The organism is Kribbella sp. HUAS MG21, from assembly GCF_040254265.1.
In the GTDB taxonomy this organism is placed as follows: domain Bacteria; phylum Actinomycetota; class Actinomycetes; order Propionibacteriales; family Kribbellaceae; genus Kribbella.
Map to the genome: position 1 here is coordinate 1,804,610 of NZ_CP158165.1, position 22,139 is coordinate 1,826,748.

Here is a 22,139-nt window from a genome sequence, read left to right on the forward strand (position 1 = left end):
CAAGAAGTCCGGCCCGGCCCCGACGTACTCGCGAGAGAGAGGATGGGCGGATGGATCTTCAGGACCAGGTGCAGCGGCGGATCGACGAGCTGGCGGAGGTCGAGCTCGGGCTGCAGGTGGCGGTGTACCGGCACGGCGAGCTGGTCGTGGACGCAGTGGCCGGCGACGGCGTGACTCCGGAAACGCTGTACTTCGCCGCGTCCACCGGCAAGGGCGCCTCCGCGACGGTCGCAAACGTGCTGGTGGACCGCGGCGTACTCGACTACGACCGGCCGATCGTCGAGATCTGGCCGGAGTTCGGGGCGCAGGGCAAGCAGCGGGCGACGCTGCGGCACGTGCTGACGCACTCGGTCGGCCTGCCGGCGGTACCTCCCGGAACGACCAGGAAAACGTTGTCGGAACAGGCGGAAACACTGGCTGCAACAGCGCCCTGGTGGGAGCCGGGCACGAAGATGACGTACCACGCGGAGACCTTCGGCCTGCTGGTCGGCGAGATCGTCCGGCGCGCGACCGGGCACACGATGTCCGCCGTACTGCGGGACATCCTGACCCCGCTCGGCATCGAGAACGACGTGTTGTTCGCGCTCCCACGCGACCAGGCGCACCGGCTCGCGACGCCGGTCGAACCCGACGGCGCCGAGGAAAACTTTGCGATGCTGGCGGAGATGTTCGAGCAGGTCGTACCGCGCACGCTGCAACCGCGGGCCGCGGCGCTCGCTGAACCCGGCCACCTGGCGGTCGAGGACGCGTCGAGCGGGATCCTCACCGCGCATGGGATCGCCAAGCTGTACGCCGCGTTGATCGGCGAGGTGGACGGGGTGCGGCTGCTCCGGGAGGAAACCGTGCCGATGGTCACCGGACCGGCGCTGGTCGCGCAGGACGAACTGCTCGGCAACCAGGCGACGCTGGCGCTCGGCTACGCGATCGGGCGGTTGGGTTCGTCCGCGGAAGAGAGTCCGGCGTCGTTCGGCTGGCCGGGCATGGGCGGCAGTGTCGCCTGGGCGGACACGCGCGCGGGCGTCACGTTCGCGCTGACCAAGACGCTGTTCGATCCGGCCGGGTCGGCGTCGGCGGTCGAGATCGGCAACCTGGTTGCGAAAACTCTTTGCTGAAAGCCCTTTACTGTAAGGGTTTTCAGCTTCTGGACGCGCGCACCTGGCGCTGGTCGATCCAGACGAGATGGCCGTGGTGACTGACGAGAATCTCGTCGGTCCCGGCCTTCCCGGTCCGGCGACCCAGCTCCTGGCCCGCGATCCAGCGTCCGCCGATGAGGACCTGGACGGCGATCGGCCGCGCCGGGGAAGGGGCTACGGGCATGGCACCTGCTTCTGGACAGGGGCGGATGATGGAGGAGAGTGTGTGGGGCCGGGTTTTTCCAGCCAGCGCAAGCCTACAACCGCAACCTGACCGACCGTTAGCCGTAATTCGAATTCCCCAGGAGCCTAGGTGACCGCACTGATGCCGCGACTCCGTCGCGGCGGGTCATGGGGCTGTGACTCCCGTCCTTCCCTCGTCGCTCCGGTCGCTGCGCTCCCTCCGCTCCTCAGTCCAGGACGGGAGGCCCCATGACCAGGCCCATCTTCGTCGTGCAGCTGCACGACGCGCGGCGGTTGCACTACGACGTACGGCTCGAGGTGGACGGGGTGCTGAAGTCGTGGGCGGTGCCGCGGGGGCCGTCGCTGGATCCGGTGGTGAAGCGGCTCGCGGTGTTCACGACGGACCACGACCTCGAGTACGCGTCCTACGAGGGAGTGCATCAGGACGCGCGGTACGGCAGCGGCGCGGTGATCGTCTGGGACGCCGGCGTCTACACGAACCTCACCCGCGACGACCGCCAGCAGCTCGTCGACCCCGCCGCGGCGATCGAGCGCGGACACTTGAAGGTGCAACTGCACGGTGTGAAGCTCAACGGCGCCTGGGCGTTCACCCGGACCGGCGCGGACTGGCTGCTGGTCAAGGTGAAGGACGCGGACGCCGACCCGAGCCTGGACCTGACCGTGACGGAGCCCCGATCCGTGCTCAGCGGCCTCACCATCGAGGAGATGGCAGCCTCGTGATCACCACCCGTCGATGTGCAGGACCTCGTCGAGCGGCTGCCGCGGCGCGGGCCTGAAGTCGGTGCCGATCGAGTACGCCGTCGGGATCAGCACCGACTGCCGGATCTGCTCCGGCAGGCCGAGCAGCTCAGCCACCTCCTGCTCGTAGCTCAGGTGCAGCGTCGTCCACGCCGTACCGAGGCCACGCGCCCGCGCGGCGAGCATGTAGCTCCATGCCGACGGCAGGATCGAGCCCCACAGCCCGGCCTGGTTTCCGGCTGGCAGCTTCCGCGCCTCCAGGCACGGGATGACCAGCACCGGGACGTCACCCATCCGCTGACCCAGGTAGGCCACGCTGTCGCCCACCCGGCGCTGGACGGGACCGCGCGAAGGATCGTCGGCGTGCAGCTTGCCCGCCGCACCCGGCCCGGCCAGGTACTTCTCCACAGCGAGCCGGTAATACTCCCCGACCGCGGCGCGCTTCTCTGCATCCGTGATCACCAGCCAGTGCCAGGTCTGCCGATTACTCCCCGACGGCCCCTGCAACGCAATCCCGATGCACTCCCGCACCAGCTCCATCGGCACCGGCCGCTCGAGATCCAGCCGCTTGCGCACAGTCCGCGTCGTGGTGAGCAGCTCGTCCGGGTTCAGCTCGAGTGAGTAGGTCACACGAGCCAGTCTGACAGCTGCGAAACAGTCCCGAAGAAGACTATCTGTTACCGGAGATCATTCGAAGGGGCTCGGGTCGCCGGCGCCGACGCGGACCACCCCGGGGGCATCGTCGGAGAAGTCGATGACGGTGGTGGGCTCAGTGCCGGCCTCGCCCTCGATGACCGCGTCGATCTGATTGTCGAGCTCCTCCTTGATCTCCCAGCCCTGCGTCATCGGCTCGTCGTGGTCGGGCAGCAGCAGCGTGCTGGACAGCAGCGGCTCACCCAGTTCGGCGACCAGGGCCTGGGTGACGACGTGGTCCGGGATCCGTACGCCGACGGTTTTCTTCTTCGGGTGCAGCAGCCGGCGCGGGACCTCCTTGGTGGCCGGCAGGATGAACGTGTAGCTGCCCGGCGTGGCCGCCTTGATCGACCGGAAGACGGCGTTGCTGATGTGCACGAACTGACCGAGCTGCGCGAAGTTCTCGCACACCAGCGTGAAGTGGTGCCGGTCGTCCAGGTGCCGGATCGTCCGGATCCGGTCGATCCCGTCCCGGTTGCCCAGCTGGCAGCCGAGCGCGTAACAGGAGTCGGTCGGGTACGCGATCAGCCCGTCCTCGCGCAGCAGGTCCACCACCTGCCCGATCGATCGCCGCTGAGGGTTCTCGGGATGGATGTCGAAATACCTGGCCATGACCGACGAGCCTACTGCGCCAACCCCATGGGTACGGCGGTCACCACCAGGTTGTTCTCGTAGCCGCCGCGGGACGCGTCGTACGCGCCGGTGCAGGTGATGAGGACGAGCCGGTGCCCGGTGATCTGGTCGAAGGCGCCGCTGCTGGTCGCGAGCGCGTCCTTGCGCACCGACACGATCGACTCGACCCGGTACGACGCCTTGTGCCCGGCGCCCCGCAGTACGACGACCTCACCGCGCCGCACCGCGAGCAACCGTGCGAAGAAGCCGAGGCCTTCGGTCTTGCTGTCGACGTGACCGGCCAGCACCACCGACCCGAACGGATCACCCGCCTGGGCGCCGCCGTCCCACCAGCCGACGTGCCGCGCCCGGACCGGCACCTGGAGTTCCCCGTCCACGGTAGTTGCCTGAAGCACCGAAGCACGGGCGCCACCGGGCAGCACGACCTCCTGCGGCACGAAGCGGACGCGTTGACTCCTGGCCGGCGTACCCGTCCGCCCCGGAAGCGCCGGACCACTGGGCTGCACCACGGACGGCACAACGGACGGCACCGCGGACGGCGTACCCGCGGTTCGGAAGCCGGCGGTGCCCGTGGGTGTAGGCACCGCGCCGCCCGCCCCGGCCGCGCAACCGGCCAGGGCGAGACAGCACAGCGTCGTACCGAGCAGTAATCGCTTCAGCGGCGGACCACCTTCCGGCCGGTCACGACCGCGGCCCCGAGCACCGCGAGCAACACCACGACCCAGAGACCGGACCGGTCGGCGGGGCTCTGCGCCTGGTCGAGCCCTGCCGCCTGGCCACCGGTTCCGGTGTTCACCACGCCCGGCTTGTCCGACCCGGTCGCCGGAACCTTGATCGTGCCCAGCGCGACCGTCATCGTCTGCTGACTCGGCGCGCCGATCGCGAACACCCGGGTCAGCTGACCGGCCTGCACCGGCAGGTCCAGCGGACCGAGCACTACCGGTGACGTCGCACCGGTCGGCACGATGTCGACCTTGTACGTACCGGCCGGAACGACCACGTCGAGTGATTCCCCGTTCGCGACGTTCTCGAAAAGTACTTTTCCGTTCACCCGGATATCAGCCGGCCCGACCGCCGCGTCGTGCGCGACCCGCAAGGCGGCCTTGTCCTTCGGTACCGCGGTCAGCTTGTTCACGTACGTCGTGATCAGCGGCGCCCCGGTCGGCGACACCGGCTGATGGACGACGACGTCCAGGCTGGCGCCGGAACCTGCCGTCACCTCGCGCTGGATGACCACCTTCCCGTTCTGCCGGGCGGTGATGGTCCGCTTCCCCGCCGCCACCCCGAACGGCCCGATCAGCTTGCCGCCCGCCACTCCGGACGCGACCTGACGGCCGTCCACGCTGATGTCCAGGGTGCGGCCCGGCAGGCCCTGGACGAAGTACAGGTTCGCGCCCACGGCCGCGCCGGCCGGCGCCGCGAACAGCGCCGGCGCCGCCGCGACCAGCACCGCCAGCAACACCGGAAGCACACTCCGAATTACCGGACCTGGAATTCTCGAATTGCCTTCGCTAACCGCCCGGGATTGCCCGGACACAGTCCGTCCCCGCATTTTTCTCCCCCTCGAAGTTCACCGGAAAATTGCGAAAGAATTGCCCGTCCCCCATGAATTCGGGCGTATCGTATGCGCAAGTCCGACCCGGCCGCCAGAGGAAACGGCCAGGTCCGATTCAGGGGGTGCAGGGGGTGGAGAACCGCCGGACGCGAGCCCGGCGGCTGGCGACGGCCGCGCTGGTGCTGGGGTACAGCGCGACCGCTGCCTGCTCGGGCGACAGCGCCGGCCCGACCGCCCCGAGCCCGGGGCTGAACAGCGCCCGGACGTCAGTGCCGGGCACTCGGACTCCGGCCACGACCACGCCGCGAACCACGCAGACGAAGCCCGGCATCGAACTCGTCGCCGTACCCCGTCCGGACGGATCGTTCGACATCACCGAGAAGGTACTGCTGCCCGCCGCCACCGACATGCTCACACTGCAACTCCCCGCATCCGGCGAGAATCTGCCCGGACTGATGACCCGAACCCGGCCTCGGGTGACGAACCTCAAGGTGACGGCCGATGAGCAATCCGTGCCGCTCGAGGAAACGACAATCCCCGGCGCCGACTTCATCCCGTTGTCCGCGGCTACGCGGATCCAGCTCACGTACCGGCTGACCGGTTCGACGGTGCTCGCCACGCCTGCGCGGTCGACGCGGGCCGGCGCCGCTCTCCGCCCGCTGACAGCGAGCGCCGAAGGCACGCTGCCGACCGACGTCACGGTCACCAGCGGACTACTGAACGCCGTCTGCCCGCTGCTCACCGAAACGAGGTGTGCGGTCGGCGATCCGCCGCGGCTCCGGATCCAGCCGGACATCCCGGCCAGCAAGGCCCTCGTGGTCCTCCAACTGGATCTGCCACGCTGAGCACATGACTGATGAGCGGATCGCGCTGGGCACCGCCCGCGGGCGATGGGTGCTGGCCGCGACGGCGCTGGGGTCGGGGATGGCGTTCCTGGACGGCACGGTCGTCAACGTCGCGCTGCCGGAGATGGGCGAGGATCTCGACGCGGACATCGCCGGCCTGCAGTGGATCGTGAACGGCTACATGCTGATGCTCGCCTCGCTGGTGCTACTCAGCGGTTCGCTGGGCGACCGGCTCGGGCGCCGGCGGACGTTCGTCGTCGGGGTGATCTGGTTCGGGGTGGCGTCGGTCGTCTGCGCGCTCGCGCCGAACCTCGAGGTGATGATCGCCGGCCGGGTCCTGCAGGGGATCGGCGGCGCACTGCTGACGCCCGGCAGCCTGGCGATCCTGCAGACGACGTTCCAGCATTCCGATCGCGGCAAGGCGGTCGGAGCCTGGTCCGGGCTGACCTCGGTCGCGGCGGCGGTCGGCCCGTTCGTCGGCGGCACCCTGGTGGACAGCGGGTACTGGCAGCTGATCTTCCTGCTCAACGTGCCGCTCGCGCTGTTGACCGTCCTGGTCACGGTCCGGCACGTCCCCGAGACCCGCGACGAGGAGTCCGCCGGCAAGCTCGACATCAGTGGCGCCGTCTTCGCGACCGTCGGCCTGGCCGGTCTCACGTACGGCCTGATCAGGACCGGCGACCATGGCTTCGGCGACGCGATGGTGCTCGCCAGCCTGGTGATCGGCGTGGCCGCGTTCGGCGCGTTCCTCGCCGTCGAGCGTCACGGCTCGCACCCGATGCTGCCGCTGGGCATCTTCGCCAACCTGCGTTTCACCGGCGCGAACCTGGTCACGGTCGTGGTGTACGGCGCCCTCGGTACGGCGACGTTCCTGGTCGTCGTGTACCTGCAGACGGGGCTCGGCTACTCCGCGCTCTGGGCGGGCGCGGCGCTGCTCCCGATGACCGTGCTGATGCTGGCCCTCTCGGGATACGCCGGCGGCTTGTCCGACCGGATCGGCGCGCGGATCCCGATGACGGTCGGACCGCTGCTGATGGCCGGCGGTTTCCTGCTGATGCTGCGGATCGACACCGGCACGAGCTACGTCACCGCCGTGCTGCCGGGCGTCGTCCTGCTCGGGCTCGGGCTGGTCGCGACCGTGGCGCCGCTGACCGCGACCGTGCTGTCGTCGGTGGAGGACCACCACGCCGGGATCGCGTCCGGCGTGAACAACGCGGTCGCCCGGTCGGCGCAACTGATGGCGGTCGCGGCGATCCCGATGGCGGCCGGCATCACCGGCGACTCCTACCGCGATGCCGTTGCCTTCCACAACGGATTCGGCGTGGCGCTGTGGATCTCGGCCGCGCTCGCCGCGGCCGGTGGCGGGATCGCGTGGGTCACGCTCGGCGAGCGCGGCCTGCCGCGCAAGGACGTCGTCCACCACCACACGCACTGCGCGCTCGAGTCCCCGCCGTACGCCGACAGCAAGAGCTGATTTGTCGACTTGTCCCCCCGCCGGTTTTGACACGATCGTACGGTACGGTCGTATCAAAACCGGCGGGAGGAGCGTGCGGTGCGGGTGTGGGGCAGGGCGGCGTTCGGTGCGTTCACGATGGGGATCGCACTCGGCTGCGCGGGAGCGGTGTCGGACCTGGTCGGCAATCGCTACGTACCGGCCGCGGTCTGCGCGCTGGTCGCGATCCTGCTGATCCGCCCGTTGCGCCGCCGCCGGGAACTCGGACTGGTTCGTGGCCTGCGCAGCTTCGCCACGGGCGTGGTGGTGACCGGCGGCAGCGCGGTCGTCGTACTGGGCCTCGGGACCCTGGCGGGCTGGATCTCCTGGGGCCGCTTCCATCCCGGCGACGTCCTCGTCTTCCTCGTCACCAACGCCGCCGTCGCGATCCTGCTGGAGGCGTTCCCGGAGGAGATCTGCCTTCGCGGCCACACCTGGTCCGTACTGCGATCGCGGTACCGCGGGGCGATCGCTGCCTTCGGTACGACGTTCCTGTTCCTGCTCGTGCCGGGCATCTCGTCCGTCGTGCAGCTCGTGCTCGGTCGCATCGTCGGCGCCACACCTACCAGCCTGAGTCTGGCCCCGGCCGGCGAGGACCCGATCGCGTACTTCTTCCTGCTGACGATCTTCGGGCTCACGCTGATCGCGGCTCGGCAGGCGACCGGTTCGCTGTGGACGAGTATCGGAACGCACCTGACGTTCCTCACCGTCAACCGCTTGACGATCGACGGGGCGGCGCGCGACGCCGGCTGGTCGGCGGACCTGGTGAGTCCCGACGTACTGCTGCTCGTCCCGCTCTACCTGGTGCTCGCGGCGATCGTCTATCGGGTCCGCGGAACGGCGAGGTAGCGCTTGCGGCTGTCCGGGTCGAGCCGTTCGATCGCGTACCGGAGCATGGTGCGTGGCATCCGGGACGCGTACCGGTCCAGGAAACCGCGCAGCTCGGTTTCCGACACACGTTTTCCTGCTTCGCGCAGCATCCAGCCGGAGGCCTTGTGGATCAGGTCCTCGCGGTCGTCGAGGACCTGCGCCGACAGTTCGTAGATGTCGGCGGTGTCGCCACGATTGATCAGGTACTGCGTGGCGACGAGTGCGATCCGGCGTTCCCAGAGGGAGCTGGAACGGACGAGGGTGTACAACGGATCCCGCGGCTTGTCGAAAAGGTACCCACCGACGACCTGCGGCGCGCTGCAGTCCACCAGGTCCCAGTTGTTGATGTACGCCGTACTGCGCAAGTACAGGTCGTAGATCGCCGCGAGTTGCTCCGGGGCGGCCGTCCGCGGTTTGAGGCTGCGGGACGCGCGATCGGCCAGCAGGCACAGGACCGCGAGGCGGTGCTCGTGCACCGGACTGGTCAGCGCCTGCTCCAGCTCGGACAGCGGCAGGTCGGCGCGCAGGTACGGCTTGATGAGGCCGCGGATGGTCGACAGCTTCACGCCGATCATCTGGTCGCCGTGGCCGTACTCACCTGGGCCCAGCTTGAAGTAGCGCGCCAGGACGGCCGCCGCGACCGGATCCGCGGCGGCGTCGATGTCCGCGAGCAGGGCCTTGGTATTCAGACCAGCATCCCGCCGGTCGCGCGGAGATTCTGCCCGGTCATCCACCGGGAGTCCGGGCCGGCGAGGAACGCGACCACGTCGGCGACCTCGGCCGGCTCGCCCATCCGGCCGAGCGCGGTGATGCCGACCAGCGCGTCCTGGACCGCCGGCGGGTTGTGGTCGTGGAACATGTCGGTGTCGGTCGCGCCCGGCGACACGATGTTGACGGTGATCGCGCGCGGGCCGTACTCCCGGGCCGCGACCTTCACGAACTGTTCGAGGGCCGCCTTGCTCGCGGCGTACAACGAGATCCCGGGCCCCGGCATCACGGTGTTCAGCGTGGACAGCGCGATGATCCGGCCGCCGTCCGGCAGCACCCGGCCGGCCCGCTGGATGGCGAAGTACGGCCCTTTGACGTTGGTCGCGAACAGCTGGTCGTAGTCGTCGACCGTGACGTCGGCCAGCGGCTTCACCATCGCCCGGGCGGCGTTGCAGACGAAGATGTCCAGCGTCCCGGTCGGCTCGGCCGCGCGGTCGAAGAGCCCGTCGATCGCGGACAGGTCGGCCTGGTCCGCGTGCACGGCGATCGCCTCGCCGCCGTTCGCCTTCACCTCGGTGACCACGTCGGCCGCGGCCGCCTCGCTGCTCGCGTACGTGAAGGTCACCACGGCGCCGTCCGCGGCCAGTCGCCGTACGATCGCCGCACCGATTCCGCGTGAGCCCCCGGTGACGAGAGCTGCCTTACCGTCGAGAACGCCCATGCCGTCCTGTCTATCACCCGGTCAGGTCGCTCGCTCGTTTGCTTGAGGTCACGCTCCGGGGTCCATCGGTGGCGGACCCGTTGTGACCCGTGCGCGTTGGGGCATACGGTGTGATCGCAGGACAGTTCGATTTCCGCCAGGACCCGCGTTCGTGGCGCTACCCGGGGGAGAAGCCGCGTGACCACCCAGCCAGAGCCACGAGACGGCGAGATGATCCGCACCGCCTTCGACGCCGTCACGAAGGAACTGGAACCAGGCGTCCTGCTCGTCCGGCTGTCGGGTGAGATCGACATCGCCAGCACCGACTTCGCCGCCGAGGCGATCCGGGCCGCGGTCGCGCCGCCGGCGCGGCTGGTGCTGATCGACGTCTCCGCCGTCACCTTCTGCAGCTCCGCCGGCCTCGGCAACCTGGTCGAGGCCCGCAACCTCGCCGGCCGGCACAACATCACCCTCGCGCTGGTCGGCGTCGGCCGTCCGGTGGACCGGCCGCTCAGCGTCACCGGGCTCGGCGGACAGTTCCGGATCTTCGGCACCGCCGACGAGGCGATCGCCAGCCTCTGACCTGCTGGCCCTGCGGCATCGGCCGCCGGAAAAGGTGGAATCGATTCCAGGTCTGCCCTTAGGGTGCTGCTGTGATCGTGCACACCATCGAGGACAGCTGCCTGGTCCATCTGATCGTCGACCCGGAATCGCGGACAGCCGTGGCAGTCGACGCCGGCAGCGGACGCTGGCTCGACCAGTTGGCGTCGTACGGCGTGGACGCGGTGACCGACGTTCTGATTACGCATCACCACCGGGACCAGGTCGAAGGACTGCCGTTGCTGGCGGCCACCGGCACGCGGATCTGGGTGCCGGAGAACGAGGCCGAGCTGATCGCCGACGCCGACCAGCACTGGCAGCGGCGGAACGTGGTGAACAACTACGACCTGCACACGGACCGGTTCTCGATCCTGTCGTCGGTGCCCGTGACAGGGGTGATGAAGGACTACAGCACCACGCAAATCGGACACGTGTCGGTGCTGACGCTTCCGACGCCCGGCCACACACCAGGGAGCGTCAGCTACCTGATCGACGGCTATGCGTTCACCGGCGACCTCATCCACAGCCCAGGCAAGGTGTGGTCGGGTGCTGCACTCCAATGGTCGTACGTCGGCATGGAAGGTGCTGCGATGACGCTGGCGTCGCTGACCCAACTGCTGGACCACTCCCCTCGTGCGCTGCTTCCCAGCCATGGCGTACGCATGGACGACCCGGCTGCCGCGGTGCAGGCGACCTGTGCGGCGTTGCAGGACCTCATCACCGTGCGGCTCGGAACACCGAGCGGATTGCTCGACAAGCTCGAGAGCCCGTACGTCGAGCTCAGCCCGCACCTCCTGATGAACCGGACCAGCGAGTCCCACAGCTACGTGCTGCTGAGCGACTCGGGTACTGCGCTGCTCATCGACTACGGGTACGACCTGACCACCGGCATTCCCCTAGGTGGTCCCAGGTACGCCGTACGGCCGTGGCTGCCGAGTCTGCGCGCACTGCAGCGCGACTACGGCATCGAACGCGTAGAGGTGGCGATTCCGACGCACTACCACGACGACCACGTTGCCGCGTTCAACTTGATGCGAGAGGTGCACGGCACGGAGGTGTGGGCGTCCAGCCCGGTAGCGCACGTCCTGGAGAACCCGACGTACTACGACCTGCCCTGTCTCTGGTACGAACCGATCCCGTGCGCGCAGCACGTCGTGAACGGCTCCGCGATCAGGTGGCGCGAGTACGAGTTGTCGATGTACGACCTGCCTGGCCACACGATGTACGCATCGGCCATCGGGTTCGAGGTGGACGGACAGCGGGTGCTGGCGACAGGTGACCAGCAGACCGGTACCTGGGACCCGAGTGGTTCGGCGGAGCTGCCGAACTTCCAGTACGCGAACGCCTTCGCGGCCGACGACTACGTCGCCTCGGCCGCGCTCTACCAGCGGCTGCAGCCGGAGCTGATGATCTCCGGGCACTGGGACCCGCGGCCGGTCACCCCGGCGTACCTGGACGAGCTCACCCGGCTCGGTGCCGAAGTAGCGCGAGCCCATCGCGCCTTGCTCCCGCCGGAGGACCCGGTGTTCACCGGCACCGTGCGGATCTCGCCGTACCGGGTGGATGCGGTTCACGGCCAGCCGTTCACAGTGCGGGTCAGTGTGCCTGCTGACCTCGTGGTGCCCGCCGGGTGGGACTGCCGGCGGGTCGGCACCCAGGAGTTCGTGGTGATCCCCCAGGTGACAGGACCGGTACGGCGGGCGCGGATCGCGGCCGGGATCACGCGGGACGGGATCTACCTGGGACAGCTGGCCGAAGCCCTTGTCGACGTACGCCTCTCCTGAAAGGAAACCCGTGGACTACTCCGTGGACGTGAATGCCGGCAAGGCGTACGCGACAATCAGCCGGGACGGACAGGTGCTGTTCAGCCTGCGGCTGTTCGCCTCGCTCGATACGGTGGGCGGCTTCGACGAAAGCTCTGAGCTCTACGTCGACACCTCCGAGCCCGACGTGGTCACCGTGACGGCGCGGAGCTCTGTCTGGGAGAGCCGGGTGACGACGACGCGGTTCCTGCCGGACCGGATCGAGACGCGGACCACGGTCACGGGACGGGGCCGGCTGACGGACGTACACCTGCTGGGCGGACGCCGTACGCCTCGCGGGTTCCTGCCGAGTGGCTCCCGGCTGCGGCAGGTGTACTCGCCGAATCCGGACCATCCGTCGCGCGTCGTGCGGGAGGCGGTCGAGCCGGCGACGATCAGCGTCTGCGGCGAGGGCGGTGAACCGGGCATCGAGCGCTGGCTGTTCACACCGGCGCCGTGGTGCTTCGCGGCCGCCGTCGAGCCCTCTGACTGGGTGGGCTTCAGTGTGGTCGCGCCGATCGCGGAGCAGAACTTCACCAGCTACCACTATCGGCCGGTGACCAGTGGCTTCAGTCTGCAGCTGGACTACGAGGGGCACACCGCCGTCGACGGGACCTTCACTACACCGCTGCTCGTCGTACATCTGGGTGCCAGCTCGGCTGAGGACGTTCTGGTGCAGCACCGCGCGCTGCTCGACGAGGCGGGCGTAGTACCCGCTCGGCCGGTGGAACGACCACAGTGGTGGTCGGGGACGATCTTCTGTGGCTGGGGTGCGCAGTGCGCGCTCGGCGTCCGAACCGACCAGGCGCCGCAACCACTGGCCACACAGAAGAACTACGACGTGTTCCTGGGCACGCTGGCCGATCACGGCATCGTTCCGGAGACCGTGGTGATCGACGACAAGTGGCAGGCGTCGTACGCGACCTGTCGGCCCGATCCGGAGCGCTGGACCGACCTGGCCGGCTGGATCGCCGAGCGGCATGCAGCCGGCCAGCGGGTGCTGCTGTGGTGGAAGGCCTGGGACTACGAGGGCGCTCCGCCGGAGGCGTGCATCACGGACGCAAGCGGTGCGCCTGTCGGGTTGGACGCGGATGCACCGGCTTGCGTCGAGCTGATCAGGGATGCGGTCACGTACATGCTCTCGGCCGACGGTCTGGACGCGGACGGGTTCAAGATCGACTTCACCGCGCGTACGCCGTCCGGCTCGTCGCTACGGCACAGTGGTCCGCGCTGGGGTTCAGCGCTGCTGCACGAGCAGCTGCGCCTGGTGTACGACACCGCCAAGCAGGTCAAACCAGATGCTCTGGTCGTCACCCACACGCCTAACCCGGCGTACCTCGACGTCACGGACATGATCCGGCTGAACGACGTACTGCACGACCACACGGCGGAACCGGGCTATGTCGCTCGTCACATGGGCTACCGGGCCGGGGTGGTGCGTTCGGTGCTGCCGGAGCTGGGTGTGGATACCGACGGCTGGATGATGCCGAATCACGCGGAGTGGCGTGACTACCTGCGGATTCAGGACTCCCTGGGCGTACCGGCCCTGTACTACGTCGACGGCACCGACACGGACCGTCACGACTTCCAGGAGGAGGACTTCGCTGCCGTCAGGGACACGTGGAGCCGGTACAGGTCGCGGCTGACCACTTAGACTGCCGACCATGAGTCCCCGGGGGCAGGCGGCACGTGCGGTGCCACAACCGGCACAGCCGGCACAGGCCTCGGTACGCCGTCCCACCGTGCAGGACGTGGCGCGCGAGGCCGGTGTGTCGCCGTCGACCGTGTCCCGCGCGCTCCACACGCGCGGCTACGCGTCCCCCGCCGTACGGGACAAGGTGCGGGCAGCGGCCGACCGGATCGGGTACGTCACCGACCACAACGCCCGCAACCTGCGAAGCCGGACCTCGACGTCGATCGGCGTGCTCATCTCGGATCTGCGGAACCCGTTCTACGCGGACCTCGCCGCGGGGATCGAGGAGGAGCTGCGCGCGGCGGAGTACCAGATGGTGCTCGTCAACGACAACGGCGACCCCGCCGAGGAGATGCAGGCCGCGGAGACGCTGCTGGCGATGCGGGTGCCCGGGGTGATCGTGACGCCGGTGACCGCGAAGTGCCCGCAGGTGCTGCAGGACAACGGCGTGCACGTCGTCTGCGCGGACCGCGAGCTCGGCCGCTCGAACGGCGACGTCGTACTGAGCGACAACAAAACCGGCGCCCGCGAGCTGACCGAGCACCTGATCGGGCTCGGTCACACGCGCATCGGGCTGCTGATCGACGAGACGAAGTGGTCGACCGGCGCCGGGCGGCTGGCCGGGTTCCGGGCGGCGCACGCCGACCACGACCTCGAGGTCGACGAGAACCTGATCGCCTACACCAGCTTCGACGCCGACGCCGCTCGCCGGACGACGCGCAAGCTGCTGAACGACCACGAGGTCACCGCGATCATCTCCGCGAACAACGTGCTGGCGCAGGGCGCTCTGGCCGAGCTGAAGGACCGCCGCCTGAAGATCCCGCGGCAGCTCAGTCTGGCGGCGTACGACGACGTGCCGTGGATGTCACTGGTGCAGCCGGCGCTGACCACGGTCGACCAGAGCACGGTCGAGATGGGCCGCAGTTGCGCCCGGCTGCTGCTCGCCCGGATCCGCGGCGAGCTGCCGCGCAAACGCCGGATCGTCAAGGTGCCGACCCGGCTGATCGTCCGCGGCTCCACCGGTCCCGCTCCCCACTGACCGCCAGGCCACGATTCGGACTCTTGTCCACAAGCCCCTGCCTGACACCTTGACGCCGGAAGAAAGTCACACATACGGTGCCTGCAATCGAATGTGGCATCGATACCACATTCCCTCCGCTCGTCCCCTGTCGAGGTTAGGAGCAACGCGATGAAGCACCTGCGCCTTCCCGTGGTGTTGGTCGCCGGCACGCTGGCCCTGTCGGCGTGCGCCGGCGTCGGGAACAAGAGCGACTCCGGCGGGAGCGACGACCAGGGGTCGGCCGCCGCGACGCCGTCGGGAACGCTCAACGTCATGGGTTTCAGCGGTGAGGACGAGGTCGCCCAGTCCCGGATCACCGCCTTCAAGACCGCCTTTCCCGGCGTCACGGTGAAGAACAACAAGGGCGACTTCGACGCCCAGCAGTTCCTCACCGCGGTCTCCAGCGGCAACCCGCCGGACGTCGTGTACATGGCCCGCAACCTGATCGGGACCTATGCGGCGAAGGGCGCGATCCAGCCGCTGGACGACTGCATCAAGAATGCTGGAATCGATACCACACAGTATCGCGAAGCCGCGATGAACGAGGTCAAGCTCAAGGACAAGACCTACGGCATCCCGGAGTTCTACACGGTCTCGACGAACCTGATCAGCGAGACCGCGCTGACCTCGGCCGGTGTCGCGGTCGCCGACATCCAGACCGCCGACTGGGACAAGCTCGAGGCAACCGCCAAGAAGCTCTACAAGGCGAAGAACGGCCGCCCGGCCCGGATCGGGTACGACCCGAAGATGCCGGACTTCTTCCCGCTCTGGGCGATGGCCAACGGCGCCGGACTGGTGAAGCCCGGCGGCGAGCCGAACCTCAACGACCCGAAGGCGGTCGAGGCGCTGCAGTTCACGATCAAGCTGATCAACGCCCAGGGCGGCTGGGCGAACTTCAAGACCTTCCGGGACACCTTCGACCTGTTCGGCGAGAAGAACCAGTTCACCAAGGACCAGCTGGCCGCGTTCCCGATCGAGAACTGGTACGTGAACGTCCTGCGGGACGCCCGGGCGAACGGCCTGAAACTGCAGTCGACGCCGTTCACCGATCGCCAGGGCCAGCCGATCAGCACCATCGGCGGCTCCGCCTGGGTGGTCCCGAAGGGCGCGAAGAACGCGAACGCGGCCTGCCAGTGGGCGAAGACGCTGACCTCGCTGGAGACCTGGCACAAGGCCGCCGAGGCGCGGATGCAGACCGTGGCGAAGGACAAGAGCTTCTTCACCGGCCTGTTCACCGGCAACAAGAAGGCCGACGAGGAGATCAAGGCGAAGTACCTCAAGCCGACCGGTGACGCCGGCTTCGACGCCGCGATCAAGAACTACTACGACGTCCTCGACAAGGCGAAGTCGCTGAACCCGTCGGCGGCGGGCGCGGAGATCGACGCCGCCTGGAAGAACGCGGTCGGCAAGGCGCTGGCCGGTTCCGCCACCCCGCAGGCCGCGCTCGACCAGGCGCAGAGCGAGGCGAAGGCCGCCTTCGACAAGGCCGGCCAGGGCTGACGGCATGGCGACCACCAGTACGCCGGGATCGGCGCCGGCCGCGTCGCAGGACGTCGGCGCGCCGCCGGGCCCCGAGGTTCCGGGCGGCGGGAACGGCGCGGCACCCGGGGGCGGCGGGCGCCGCGCCGGTCGGCCACGGCGCAGTCCGCTCGCCAAGCAGGAGGACCGGGCCGGCTGGCTGTTCGTGCTGCCGTGGGTGCTCGGGTTCCTGATCTTCACCGCGGGGCCGATGATCGCCAGCCTGGTGCTCTCGTTCACCGACTACCAGATGATCCAGGCGCCGCGCGCCGTCGGCCTGGAGAACTACCGGGAGCTGTTCGACGACCCGCGGGTCCTCAAGTCGCTCAGCAACACCTTCGTGTACGCCGCGATGTTCGTCCCGATCGGCACGATCGTCGCGCTGTTCCTGGCCCTGATGCTGCAGCGCGTCGGCCGCGCCGGCGGCTTCTTCCGGACCGCGTTCTACCTTCCGGAGATGACGCCCGCGGTCGCCGCGGCGGCGATGTTCCTGCTGCTGCTCAACGGTCAGCAAGGCCTGGTCAACAAGGTGCTCGGCTGGATCGGGATCAACGGCCCGAACTGGACCGCTGATCCGAACTGGCTGAAACCGTCGCTCGCGATCGTCAGCCTGTGGACCCTCGGCGGCACGGTGGTCATCTACCTCGCGGCGCTGAACGGCGTACCCAAGCAGCTGTACGAGGCCGCCGAGCTGGACGGCGCGGGACCGGTGACGCGGCTGTTCCGGATCACGATCCCGATGATCTCCGGTGCGCTGTTCTTCACCGTGATCACGAACACGATCGCCGCGATGCAGATGTTCGACCAGGCATACACGATGTTCTACGGCCCGCAGCAGAAGGCCTCGGCGTCGGAGGAGTCGCTGGTCTACATGGTCTACCTGTTCCAGAACGCCTTCCAGTTCTTCAAGATGGGCTTCGCCTCGGCGATGGCGTGGCTGTTGTTCGTGATCATCCTGCTGATCACGTTCCTGCAGGTCCGGATCGGTAACCGCTACGTCTACTACCACGGGGAGCGCTGATGGTCATCCCCTGGAAACGCCTGCCGTTCTTCGCCTTCCTGACCTTGGCGACGTTCGCGTTCGTCTACCCGTTGGTGTGGCTGGTGTCGGCGTCGCTCAAGCCGCGGTCGCAGGTGTTCGACAACCGGCTGATCCCGGAGGTCTTCCAGCCGTCCAACTACGTGCGGGTCTGGGAGACCGCGCCGGTGCTGCGCTGGCTGACGAACTCGCTGACCGTCGGTTTCATGGCGGCCGCGGCCGTCACGCTGTCCAGTGCCCTGGTCGCCTTCGGCTTCGCGTACTTCCGGTTCCGCGGCCGGAACCTGCTGTTCGGCGTCGTACTGTCGACGATGATGCTGCCCGGCGCGGTGACGATGATCCCGGTCTACCTGATCTGGAACCAGCTCGGCATGATCGACACCCAGATCCCGCTCTGGGCGCAGAACCTGTTCGGCTCCGCGTTCTACATCTTCCTGTTACGGCAGTTCTTCCTCGGCATCCCGCGCGAACTCTTCGAGGCCGCCCGGGTGGACGGCTGCGGGTACTTCGGTCTGTTCCGGAGGATCGCGTTCCCGCTCTGCCGGCCGGCCCTGGTGATCGTGTTCGTCTTCGAGTTCAAGGCGAGCTGGTCGGACCTGATGAAACCCCTGATCTACCTGCAGACCCCGGAGTACTTCACGATGCCGCGCGGCCTGAAGCAGATCATCGACGCCTTCGCCCTCTCGGGCCACTACGAGTGGGAGATCGCGGTGGCCGCCAGCGTGATCGCCGTGGTGCCGATGATCGTGCTGTTCGCCTTCGGTCAGCGCTACATCCTCGACGGCGTGGCCACGACCGCGCAGAAAGGCTGAGTGTGACCCAGCAGCAGCCCGTCCTCGCCCTCGACGTCGGCGGCACCAAGTTGGCCGCCGGCGTCGTCGCCCGCGACGGCACCGTGCGGTCCTTCTGCCAGATCGAGACCGCGGTGGGCGAAGGCGCCACCGCCGTCGTCAAACGCCTGCTCGACCTCGGCGAGCAGGCGGCGGCCGAGGCCGGCCTGCCGGTCGGGACGCTCGGCGCGGACCCGGCCGGTGGATCCGCCGCGCCGTTCGCCGCGGTCGGGGTCGGCTGCGGTGGTCCGCTCGACCCCGAGACCGGCGTGATCCTGGGTCCCCCGGGCCTTCCCGGCTGGGACTCGGTGCCGCTCGGGCGGCTCGTCGCCGAGCGTTTCGGGCTGCCGACGTACGTCGAGAACGACGCGACCGCGGCGGCGCTGGGTGAGTACCGCTGGGGCGGCTGGGGTGTGGAGAGTCTCGTCTACCTGACGGTGTCCACCGGCTTCGGCGGCGGAATCGTTGCTTCCGGCAAGCTGTTTCGCGGCGCGGCCCGGCAGGGCGGCGAGCTCGGTCACGTGGTGGTCGACTGGCAGGGCCGCCAGTGCGGCTGTGGCGCCCGCGGCTGCGCGGAGGCGTACGTCTCCGGTACGTCGATCGCGCGCCGGGCCGCCGAGGCGGTCGCGGGGACCGACTCCACGCTCGTCGGCCTGGCCATCACCGCGAAGGATGTCGCGGAGCACGCGCGGGCGGGCGATCCGGTCGCGCGGGCCGTGTGGGACGAGACGACCGCGATGCTCGGGCGGATGGTCGCCGTCCTGATCAACGTCTGCGAGCCGCAACTCGTCGTCCTCGGCGGTGGCGTGACCCGTGCGGGTGCGCAGCTGCTCGATCCGGTGCGCGCGGCCGCGCTGCGGCAGGCGATGCCACCGGCGGCGCGCGCCTGTGACGTCGTACTGAGCAAGCACGGTGACGCGGTCGGCGTACTCGGCGCGGCGGCGATCGCCTACGAGCGGTTGGGGGAATCGTGACCACACGACTCGAAGGGCTGCTCGACGGCCAACTGGACCGGCACTCGGAGGTGGCCGCGGCGATGCGCGCCCAGCTGCCCCAGGTGCAGGCGGTGGCCGACGAACTCATCCGGCGGCTGGCGGCCGGCGGTGTGCTGTACACGTTCGGCAACGGCGGGTCCGCGGCCGACGCGCAGCATCTCGCGGGCGAGCTGATCGGACGGTACCTGCGGGAGCGGCGGCCGTTGCCCGCGGTCGCGCTGATCGGCGACGCCGCGGTCGTCAGCTGCATCGGGAACGACTACGGGTACGACGACGTGTTCGCGCGGCAGGTCACCGCGCTCGCGCGGCCTCAGGACATGGTCGTCGGGTTCAGCACGTCCGGCACGTCGCCTACGGTGGTCAAGGGCCTCGCGGCGGCCCGCGCCAACGGGGCCTGCTCGGTCGCGTTCACATCGGTCCGCGGCCACGACCTCGCGGCCGCCGCCGACCTCGCGGTCGTCGTACCGGCCGAGGAAACCGCCCGGATCCAGGAAATGCACGTCCTCGCCCTGCACCTGGTCAGCGAACTCGTCGACCGCTGGGCCTTCGACACTGCTTTGGAGACTTCATGACCCAGCGCGGTCCGCTGCACATGATCGGCAACGCCCACATCGACGCGGTGTGGCTCTGGCAGTGGCAGGAGGGATACCAGGAGGTGCGTGCCACGTTCCGCTCCGCGCTGGACCGGATGGAGGAGTATCCGGACTACGTCTTCACCGCTGACTCGGTCGCGTACTTCAGCTGGATCGCCGAGCACGACCCGGAGCTCTTCGAGCGGATCCGCAAGCGCGTCGCGGAGGGCCGCTTCGAGATCGTCGGCGGCTGGTGGGTGGAGCCCGACTGCAACCTGCCCGGCGGTGAGGCGTTCGTCCGGCACGCGCTGTACTCGCAGCACTGGCTCGCCGAGCACCTGGGTGTGATCGCGACCGTCGGGTGCAACGTCGACCCGTTCGGTCACAACGCGAACCTGCCGCAGCTGCTCAGCAAGGCGCGCCTGGACTCGTACGCGTTCCTCCGGCCGCAGGCGCACGAACGCGAGCTGCCCGGCCAGAAGTTCTGGTGGCAGGCCCCGGACGGCTCGCGCGTGCTGGCGTACCGGATCCCGCACGAGTACTGCTCGCCGCGCGGCGAGATCACCGGGCACGTCACGAAGGCGCTGCAGCAGTTGCCGGTGACCACCGAACCACTGATGGTGTTCTACGGCGTCGGCAACCACGGCGGCGGCCCGACGATCGAGAACATCGAGTCGATCAAGCAGCTCGCCGAGCGGGACCTGTACCCGGAGATGTTCCCGTCGACGATGCGCCGGTTCTTCGACGAGGCGCGGACCTTCGACGGGATCCCGGTGCACCCCACCGAGCTGCAGCCGCACGCCATCGGCTGCTACGCCGCGCATTCCGGCGTGAAGCGCCAGAACCGGCTGGCCGAGCAGGCGCTGCTCGCCGCCGAGAAGTGGACGACGATCGCGGCGACGGTCAGCGGCATGCCGGACGCGACCACGGAGCTCGGGCACGCGTGGAAGCAGGTCATCTTCAACCAGTTCCACGACATCGCGGCCGGCACCGCGATCGAGCCGGCGTACGACGACGCGCGCGACCAGCTGGGTGAGGCGAAGTCGATCGCGGCGCGGTTGGCGAACCGTTCGATCCAGTCGATCGCGCGGCAGATCGATATCCCGGCGGAAGAGATGATGGTGCCGGTGGCGGTGTTCAACCCGCATACGTGGCCTGTCACGTCGACGGTGGAACTCGAGCTCGGCTATCCCGCGCCGATGCGCGGGGCGATCGAGCTCCGCGAAGGCCTCGACGGCCGGGTGCTCGACGTCCAGGAGGTCCGATCGGCCGCGACCGCGGGCGGACGTCGCCGGGTCGCTTTCACGGCGACGGTTCCGCCGCTCGGCTATCAGCTGTACACGATGCGGACCGGCGAGCAGCCGTCGTACCACCTCGGCAGGCCGACCAGCGAAGGGCTGGTGCTCGACAACGGGGTGGTGCAGGCCGAGGTCGACCCGACGACCGGTTGGTTGAAGTCGCTGGCGACGGCCGGCGGTCCGAACCTCCTGGCGTCCGGCGTGGCGCACGCGCAGGTGATCGACGACGACACAGACACCTGGAGTCACGGCGTACGGTCGCTCTGGAAGACCGTCGACGCCTTCAAGGTGCAGCGGGTACGGCGCCTCGCGGACGGGCCGGTGCGGCAGCTGATCCGGGTCGAGTCGACGTACGGGCGCTCGCGGCTCGTCGAGGAGTTCGTCCTGGACGCGGGGTCGGAGGCCGTCGAGGTGCGGGTCACGATGGACTGGCGCGAGCAGCTGAAGTCGCTGAAACTGTGCTTCCCGTTCGCGCTGCAGCAGTCGGTGGCGACGCACGAGATCCCGTACGGGCACCTGGAGCGCGAGCAGAATCGCGAAGAGGTGCCGTCGCACGCCTGGGCCGACATCTCGGGTCCGAACGGCGGCGTCGCGCTGCTCAACGACGGGAAGTACTCGTTCGCCGTCGACGGCACGACCGCCGGCCGGTCCGTGCTGGCGATGACGGCGGTGCGCTCGCCCGTCTACGCCTGGCACGACCCGTGGCAGCTGGACGACGACGGCGTGTACGAGTACCTCGACCAGGGCATCCAGCGGTTCACCTACCGTCTCGTGCCGCATGGCGGGGACTGGCGGGCGGCCGGCGTGGTCCGGCGGGCGGCCGAGCTCAACCAGCCGGTGACGCCGCTGATCGAGTGCTTCCACCCCGGCCCGCTGCCGCCGTCGCAGTCATACGTGACCGTGAGCGGCGCCGACAACGTCGTCGTCTCGGTGCTGAAACGTGCCGAGGGCAACGATGGGGCGACCGTCGTCCGCGCCTACGAAACGGCCGGGCGTGCTGCGGAGGTGACGATCGACCTGGCGCTGCTCGGCCGGTCGATCGAGACTGCCTTCACGCCGCACGAGGTGAAGACGCTGCGGATCCCGGCCGACGGCGATGTCACGGAAGTCGACCTGCTGGAGTGGGATCCGGCCGCGCCGCCGCCGGTCACGAGCGTGTGA

At 69.1% G+C, this 22,139-nt stretch carries 22 protein-coding genes; 15 read left to right on the top strand and 7 right to left on the bottom strand.

From position 1 onward, the window contains the following. The first annotated feature begins 50 nt into the window (after positions 1-50). Positions 51-1,112, top strand: coding sequence for a serine hydrolase domain-containing protein (locus ABN611_RS08585; protein WP_350279271.1), 1,062 nt, complete (start codon positions 51-53; stop codon positions 1,110-1,112). Positions 1,113-1,134: 22 nt separating this feature from the next. Here the strand turns inward: ABN611_RS08585 and ABN611_RS08590 are convergent, their stop codons facing one another. Further along, entirely contained in the window at positions 1,135-1,317 is a 183-nt protein-coding gene (locus ABN611_RS08590; protein ID WP_350279272.1) for a hypothetical protein, read from the bottom strand. 248 nt (positions 1,318-1,565) lie between these two features. On the opposite strand from ABN611_RS08590, the gene ABN611_RS08595 reads away from it, so the two are divergent. Continuing rightward, positions 1,566-2,057 (top strand): DNA polymerase ligase N-terminal domain-containing protein, encoded by a 492-nt coding sequence (locus ABN611_RS08595; RefSeq protein WP_350279273.1) that lies wholly within the window; start codon positions 1,566-1,568, stop codon positions 2,055-2,057. On the opposite strand, the gene ABN611_RS08600 is transcribed toward ABN611_RS08595, so the two are convergent. The 4 genes from ABN611_RS08600 to ABN611_RS08615 form a co-directional block, all read right to left on the bottom strand. Next, the gene (locus ABN611_RS08600) at positions 2,058-2,705 is read right to left on the bottom strand and encodes a nitroreductase family protein (RefSeq protein WP_350279274.1); all 648 of its coding nucleotides are present in this window, start codon (positions 2,703-2,705) and stop codon (positions 2,058-2,060) included. 57 nt (positions 2,706-2,762) lie between these two features. After that, on the bottom strand, positions 2,763-3,380 hold the full coding sequence (locus ABN611_RS08605) for an L-threonylcarbamoyladenylate synthase (protein ID WP_350279275.1): 618 nt from the start codon (positions 3,378-3,380) through the stop codon (positions 2,763-2,765). Positions 3,381-3,391: 11 nt separating this feature from the next. Then, positions 3,392-3,985, bottom strand: a complete 594-nt coding sequence (locus ABN611_RS08610) for a class F sortase (protein ID WP_350279276.1) — start codon at positions 3,983-3,985, stop codon at positions 3,392-3,394. A gap of 71 nt (positions 3,986-4,056) precedes the next feature. Continuing rightward, positions 4,057-4,863, bottom strand: coding sequence for a DUF4397 domain-containing protein (locus ABN611_RS08615; protein ID WP_350279277.1), 807 nt, complete (start codon positions 4,861-4,863; stop codon positions 4,057-4,059). A gap of 224 nt (positions 4,864-5,087) precedes the next feature. Here ABN611_RS08615 and ABN611_RS08620 point away from each other — a divergent pair, with 224 nt between their 5' ends. The 3 genes from ABN611_RS08620 (at position 5,088) to ABN611_RS08630 (ending at position 8,142) form a co-directional block, all read left to right on the top strand. Continuing rightward, complete coding sequence (locus ABN611_RS08620; protein ID WP_350279278.1) at positions 5,088-5,801, top strand: hypothetical protein; 714 nt, start codon at positions 5,088-5,090, stop codon at positions 5,799-5,801. Between the two features lie 4 nt (positions 5,802-5,805). Further along, on the top strand, positions 5,806-7,275 hold the full coding sequence (locus ABN611_RS08625; RefSeq protein ID WP_350279279.1) for an MFS transporter: 1,470 nt from the start codon (positions 5,806-5,808) through the stop codon (positions 7,273-7,275). 78 nt (positions 7,276-7,353) lie between these two features. Continuing rightward, complete coding sequence (locus ABN611_RS08630; protein ID WP_350279280.1) at positions 7,354-8,142, top strand: CPBP family glutamic-type intramembrane protease; 789 nt, start codon at positions 7,354-7,356, stop codon at positions 8,140-8,142. On the opposite strand, the gene ABN611_RS08635 is transcribed toward ABN611_RS08630, so the two are convergent. Both ABN611_RS08635 and ABN611_RS08640 read right to left on the bottom strand, forming a co-directional pair. Then, positions 8,115-8,897 (bottom strand): DNA alkylation repair protein, encoded by a 783-nt coding sequence (locus ABN611_RS08635; protein ID WP_350279281.1) that lies wholly within the window; start codon positions 8,895-8,897, stop codon positions 8,115-8,117. The two genes, ABN611_RS08630 and ABN611_RS08635, sit on opposite strands and share 28 nt — an antisense overlap. Continuing rightward, positions 8,849-9,592 (bottom strand): SDR family oxidoreductase, encoded by a 744-nt coding sequence (locus ABN611_RS08640; protein WP_350279282.1) that lies wholly within the window; start codon positions 9,590-9,592, stop codon positions 8,849-8,851. The genes ABN611_RS08635 and ABN611_RS08640 overlap by 49 nt, the downstream gene beginning before the upstream one ends. Positions 9,593-9,769: 177 nt before the next feature. Between ABN611_RS08640 and ABN611_RS08645 the strand changes: the two genes are divergently transcribed. From ABN611_RS08645 to ABN611_RS08690, 10 genes are all read left to right on the top strand, one after another. Continuing rightward, the gene (locus tag ABN611_RS08645) at positions 9,770-10,153 is read left to right on the top strand and encodes an STAS domain-containing protein (RefSeq protein WP_350279283.1); all 384 of its coding nucleotides are present in this window, start codon (positions 9,770-9,772) and stop codon (positions 10,151-10,153) included. A gap of 71 nt (positions 10,154-10,224) precedes the next feature. Beyond that, the gene (locus tag ABN611_RS08650) at positions 10,225-11,955 is read left to right on the top strand and encodes an MBL fold metallo-hydrolase (protein ID WP_350279284.1); all 1,731 of its coding nucleotides are present in this window, start codon (positions 10,225-10,227) and stop codon (positions 11,953-11,955) included. 10 nt (positions 11,956-11,965) lie between these two features. Further along, positions 11,966-13,627 carry a hypothetical protein gene (locus tag ABN611_RS08655; RefSeq protein ID WP_350279285.1) on the top strand — a complete coding sequence of 554 codons (1,662 nt, stop codon included), beginning with the start codon at positions 11,966-11,968 and terminating at the stop codon, positions 13,625-13,627. A 10-nt stretch (positions 13,628-13,637) separates the two neighbouring features. Continuing rightward, positions 13,638-14,705 carry a LacI family DNA-binding transcriptional regulator gene (locus tag ABN611_RS08660; RefSeq protein WP_350279286.1) on the top strand — a complete coding sequence of 356 codons (1,068 nt, stop codon included), beginning with the start codon at positions 13,638-13,640 and terminating at the stop codon, positions 14,703-14,705. 150 nt (positions 14,706-14,855) lie between these two features. Beyond that, on the top strand, positions 14,856-16,226 hold the full coding sequence (locus ABN611_RS08665; RefSeq protein WP_350279287.1) for a hypothetical protein: 1,371 nt from the start codon (positions 14,856-14,858) through the stop codon (positions 16,224-16,226). Between the two features lie 4 nt (positions 16,227-16,230). Beyond that, positions 16,231-17,265, top strand: coding sequence for a sugar ABC transporter permease (locus ABN611_RS08670; RefSeq protein ID WP_350279288.1), 1,035 nt, complete (start codon positions 16,231-16,233; stop codon positions 17,263-17,265). After that, positions 17,265-18,095, top strand: coding sequence for a carbohydrate ABC transporter permease (locus tag ABN611_RS08675; RefSeq protein WP_350279289.1), 831 nt, complete (start codon positions 17,265-17,267; stop codon positions 18,093-18,095). Before ABN611_RS08670 ends, ABN611_RS08675 begins: the two co-directional genes overlap by 1 nt. Before the next feature lie 2 nt (positions 18,096-18,097). After that, on the top strand, positions 18,098-19,087 hold the full coding sequence (locus tag ABN611_RS08680; RefSeq protein WP_350279290.1) for an ROK family protein: 990 nt from the start codon (positions 18,098-18,100) through the stop codon (positions 19,085-19,087). Then, entirely contained in the window at positions 19,084-19,680 is a 597-nt protein-coding gene (locus tag ABN611_RS08685; protein ID WP_350279291.1) for an SIS domain-containing protein, read from the top strand. The genes ABN611_RS08680 and ABN611_RS08685 overlap by 4 nt, the downstream gene beginning before the upstream one ends. Beyond that, on the top strand, positions 19,677-22,139 hold the full coding sequence (locus ABN611_RS08690; protein WP_350279292.1) for a glycoside hydrolase family 38 C-terminal domain-containing protein: 2,463 nt from the start codon (positions 19,677-19,679) through the stop codon (positions 22,137-22,139). Before ABN611_RS08685 ends, ABN611_RS08690 begins: the two co-directional genes overlap by 4 nt.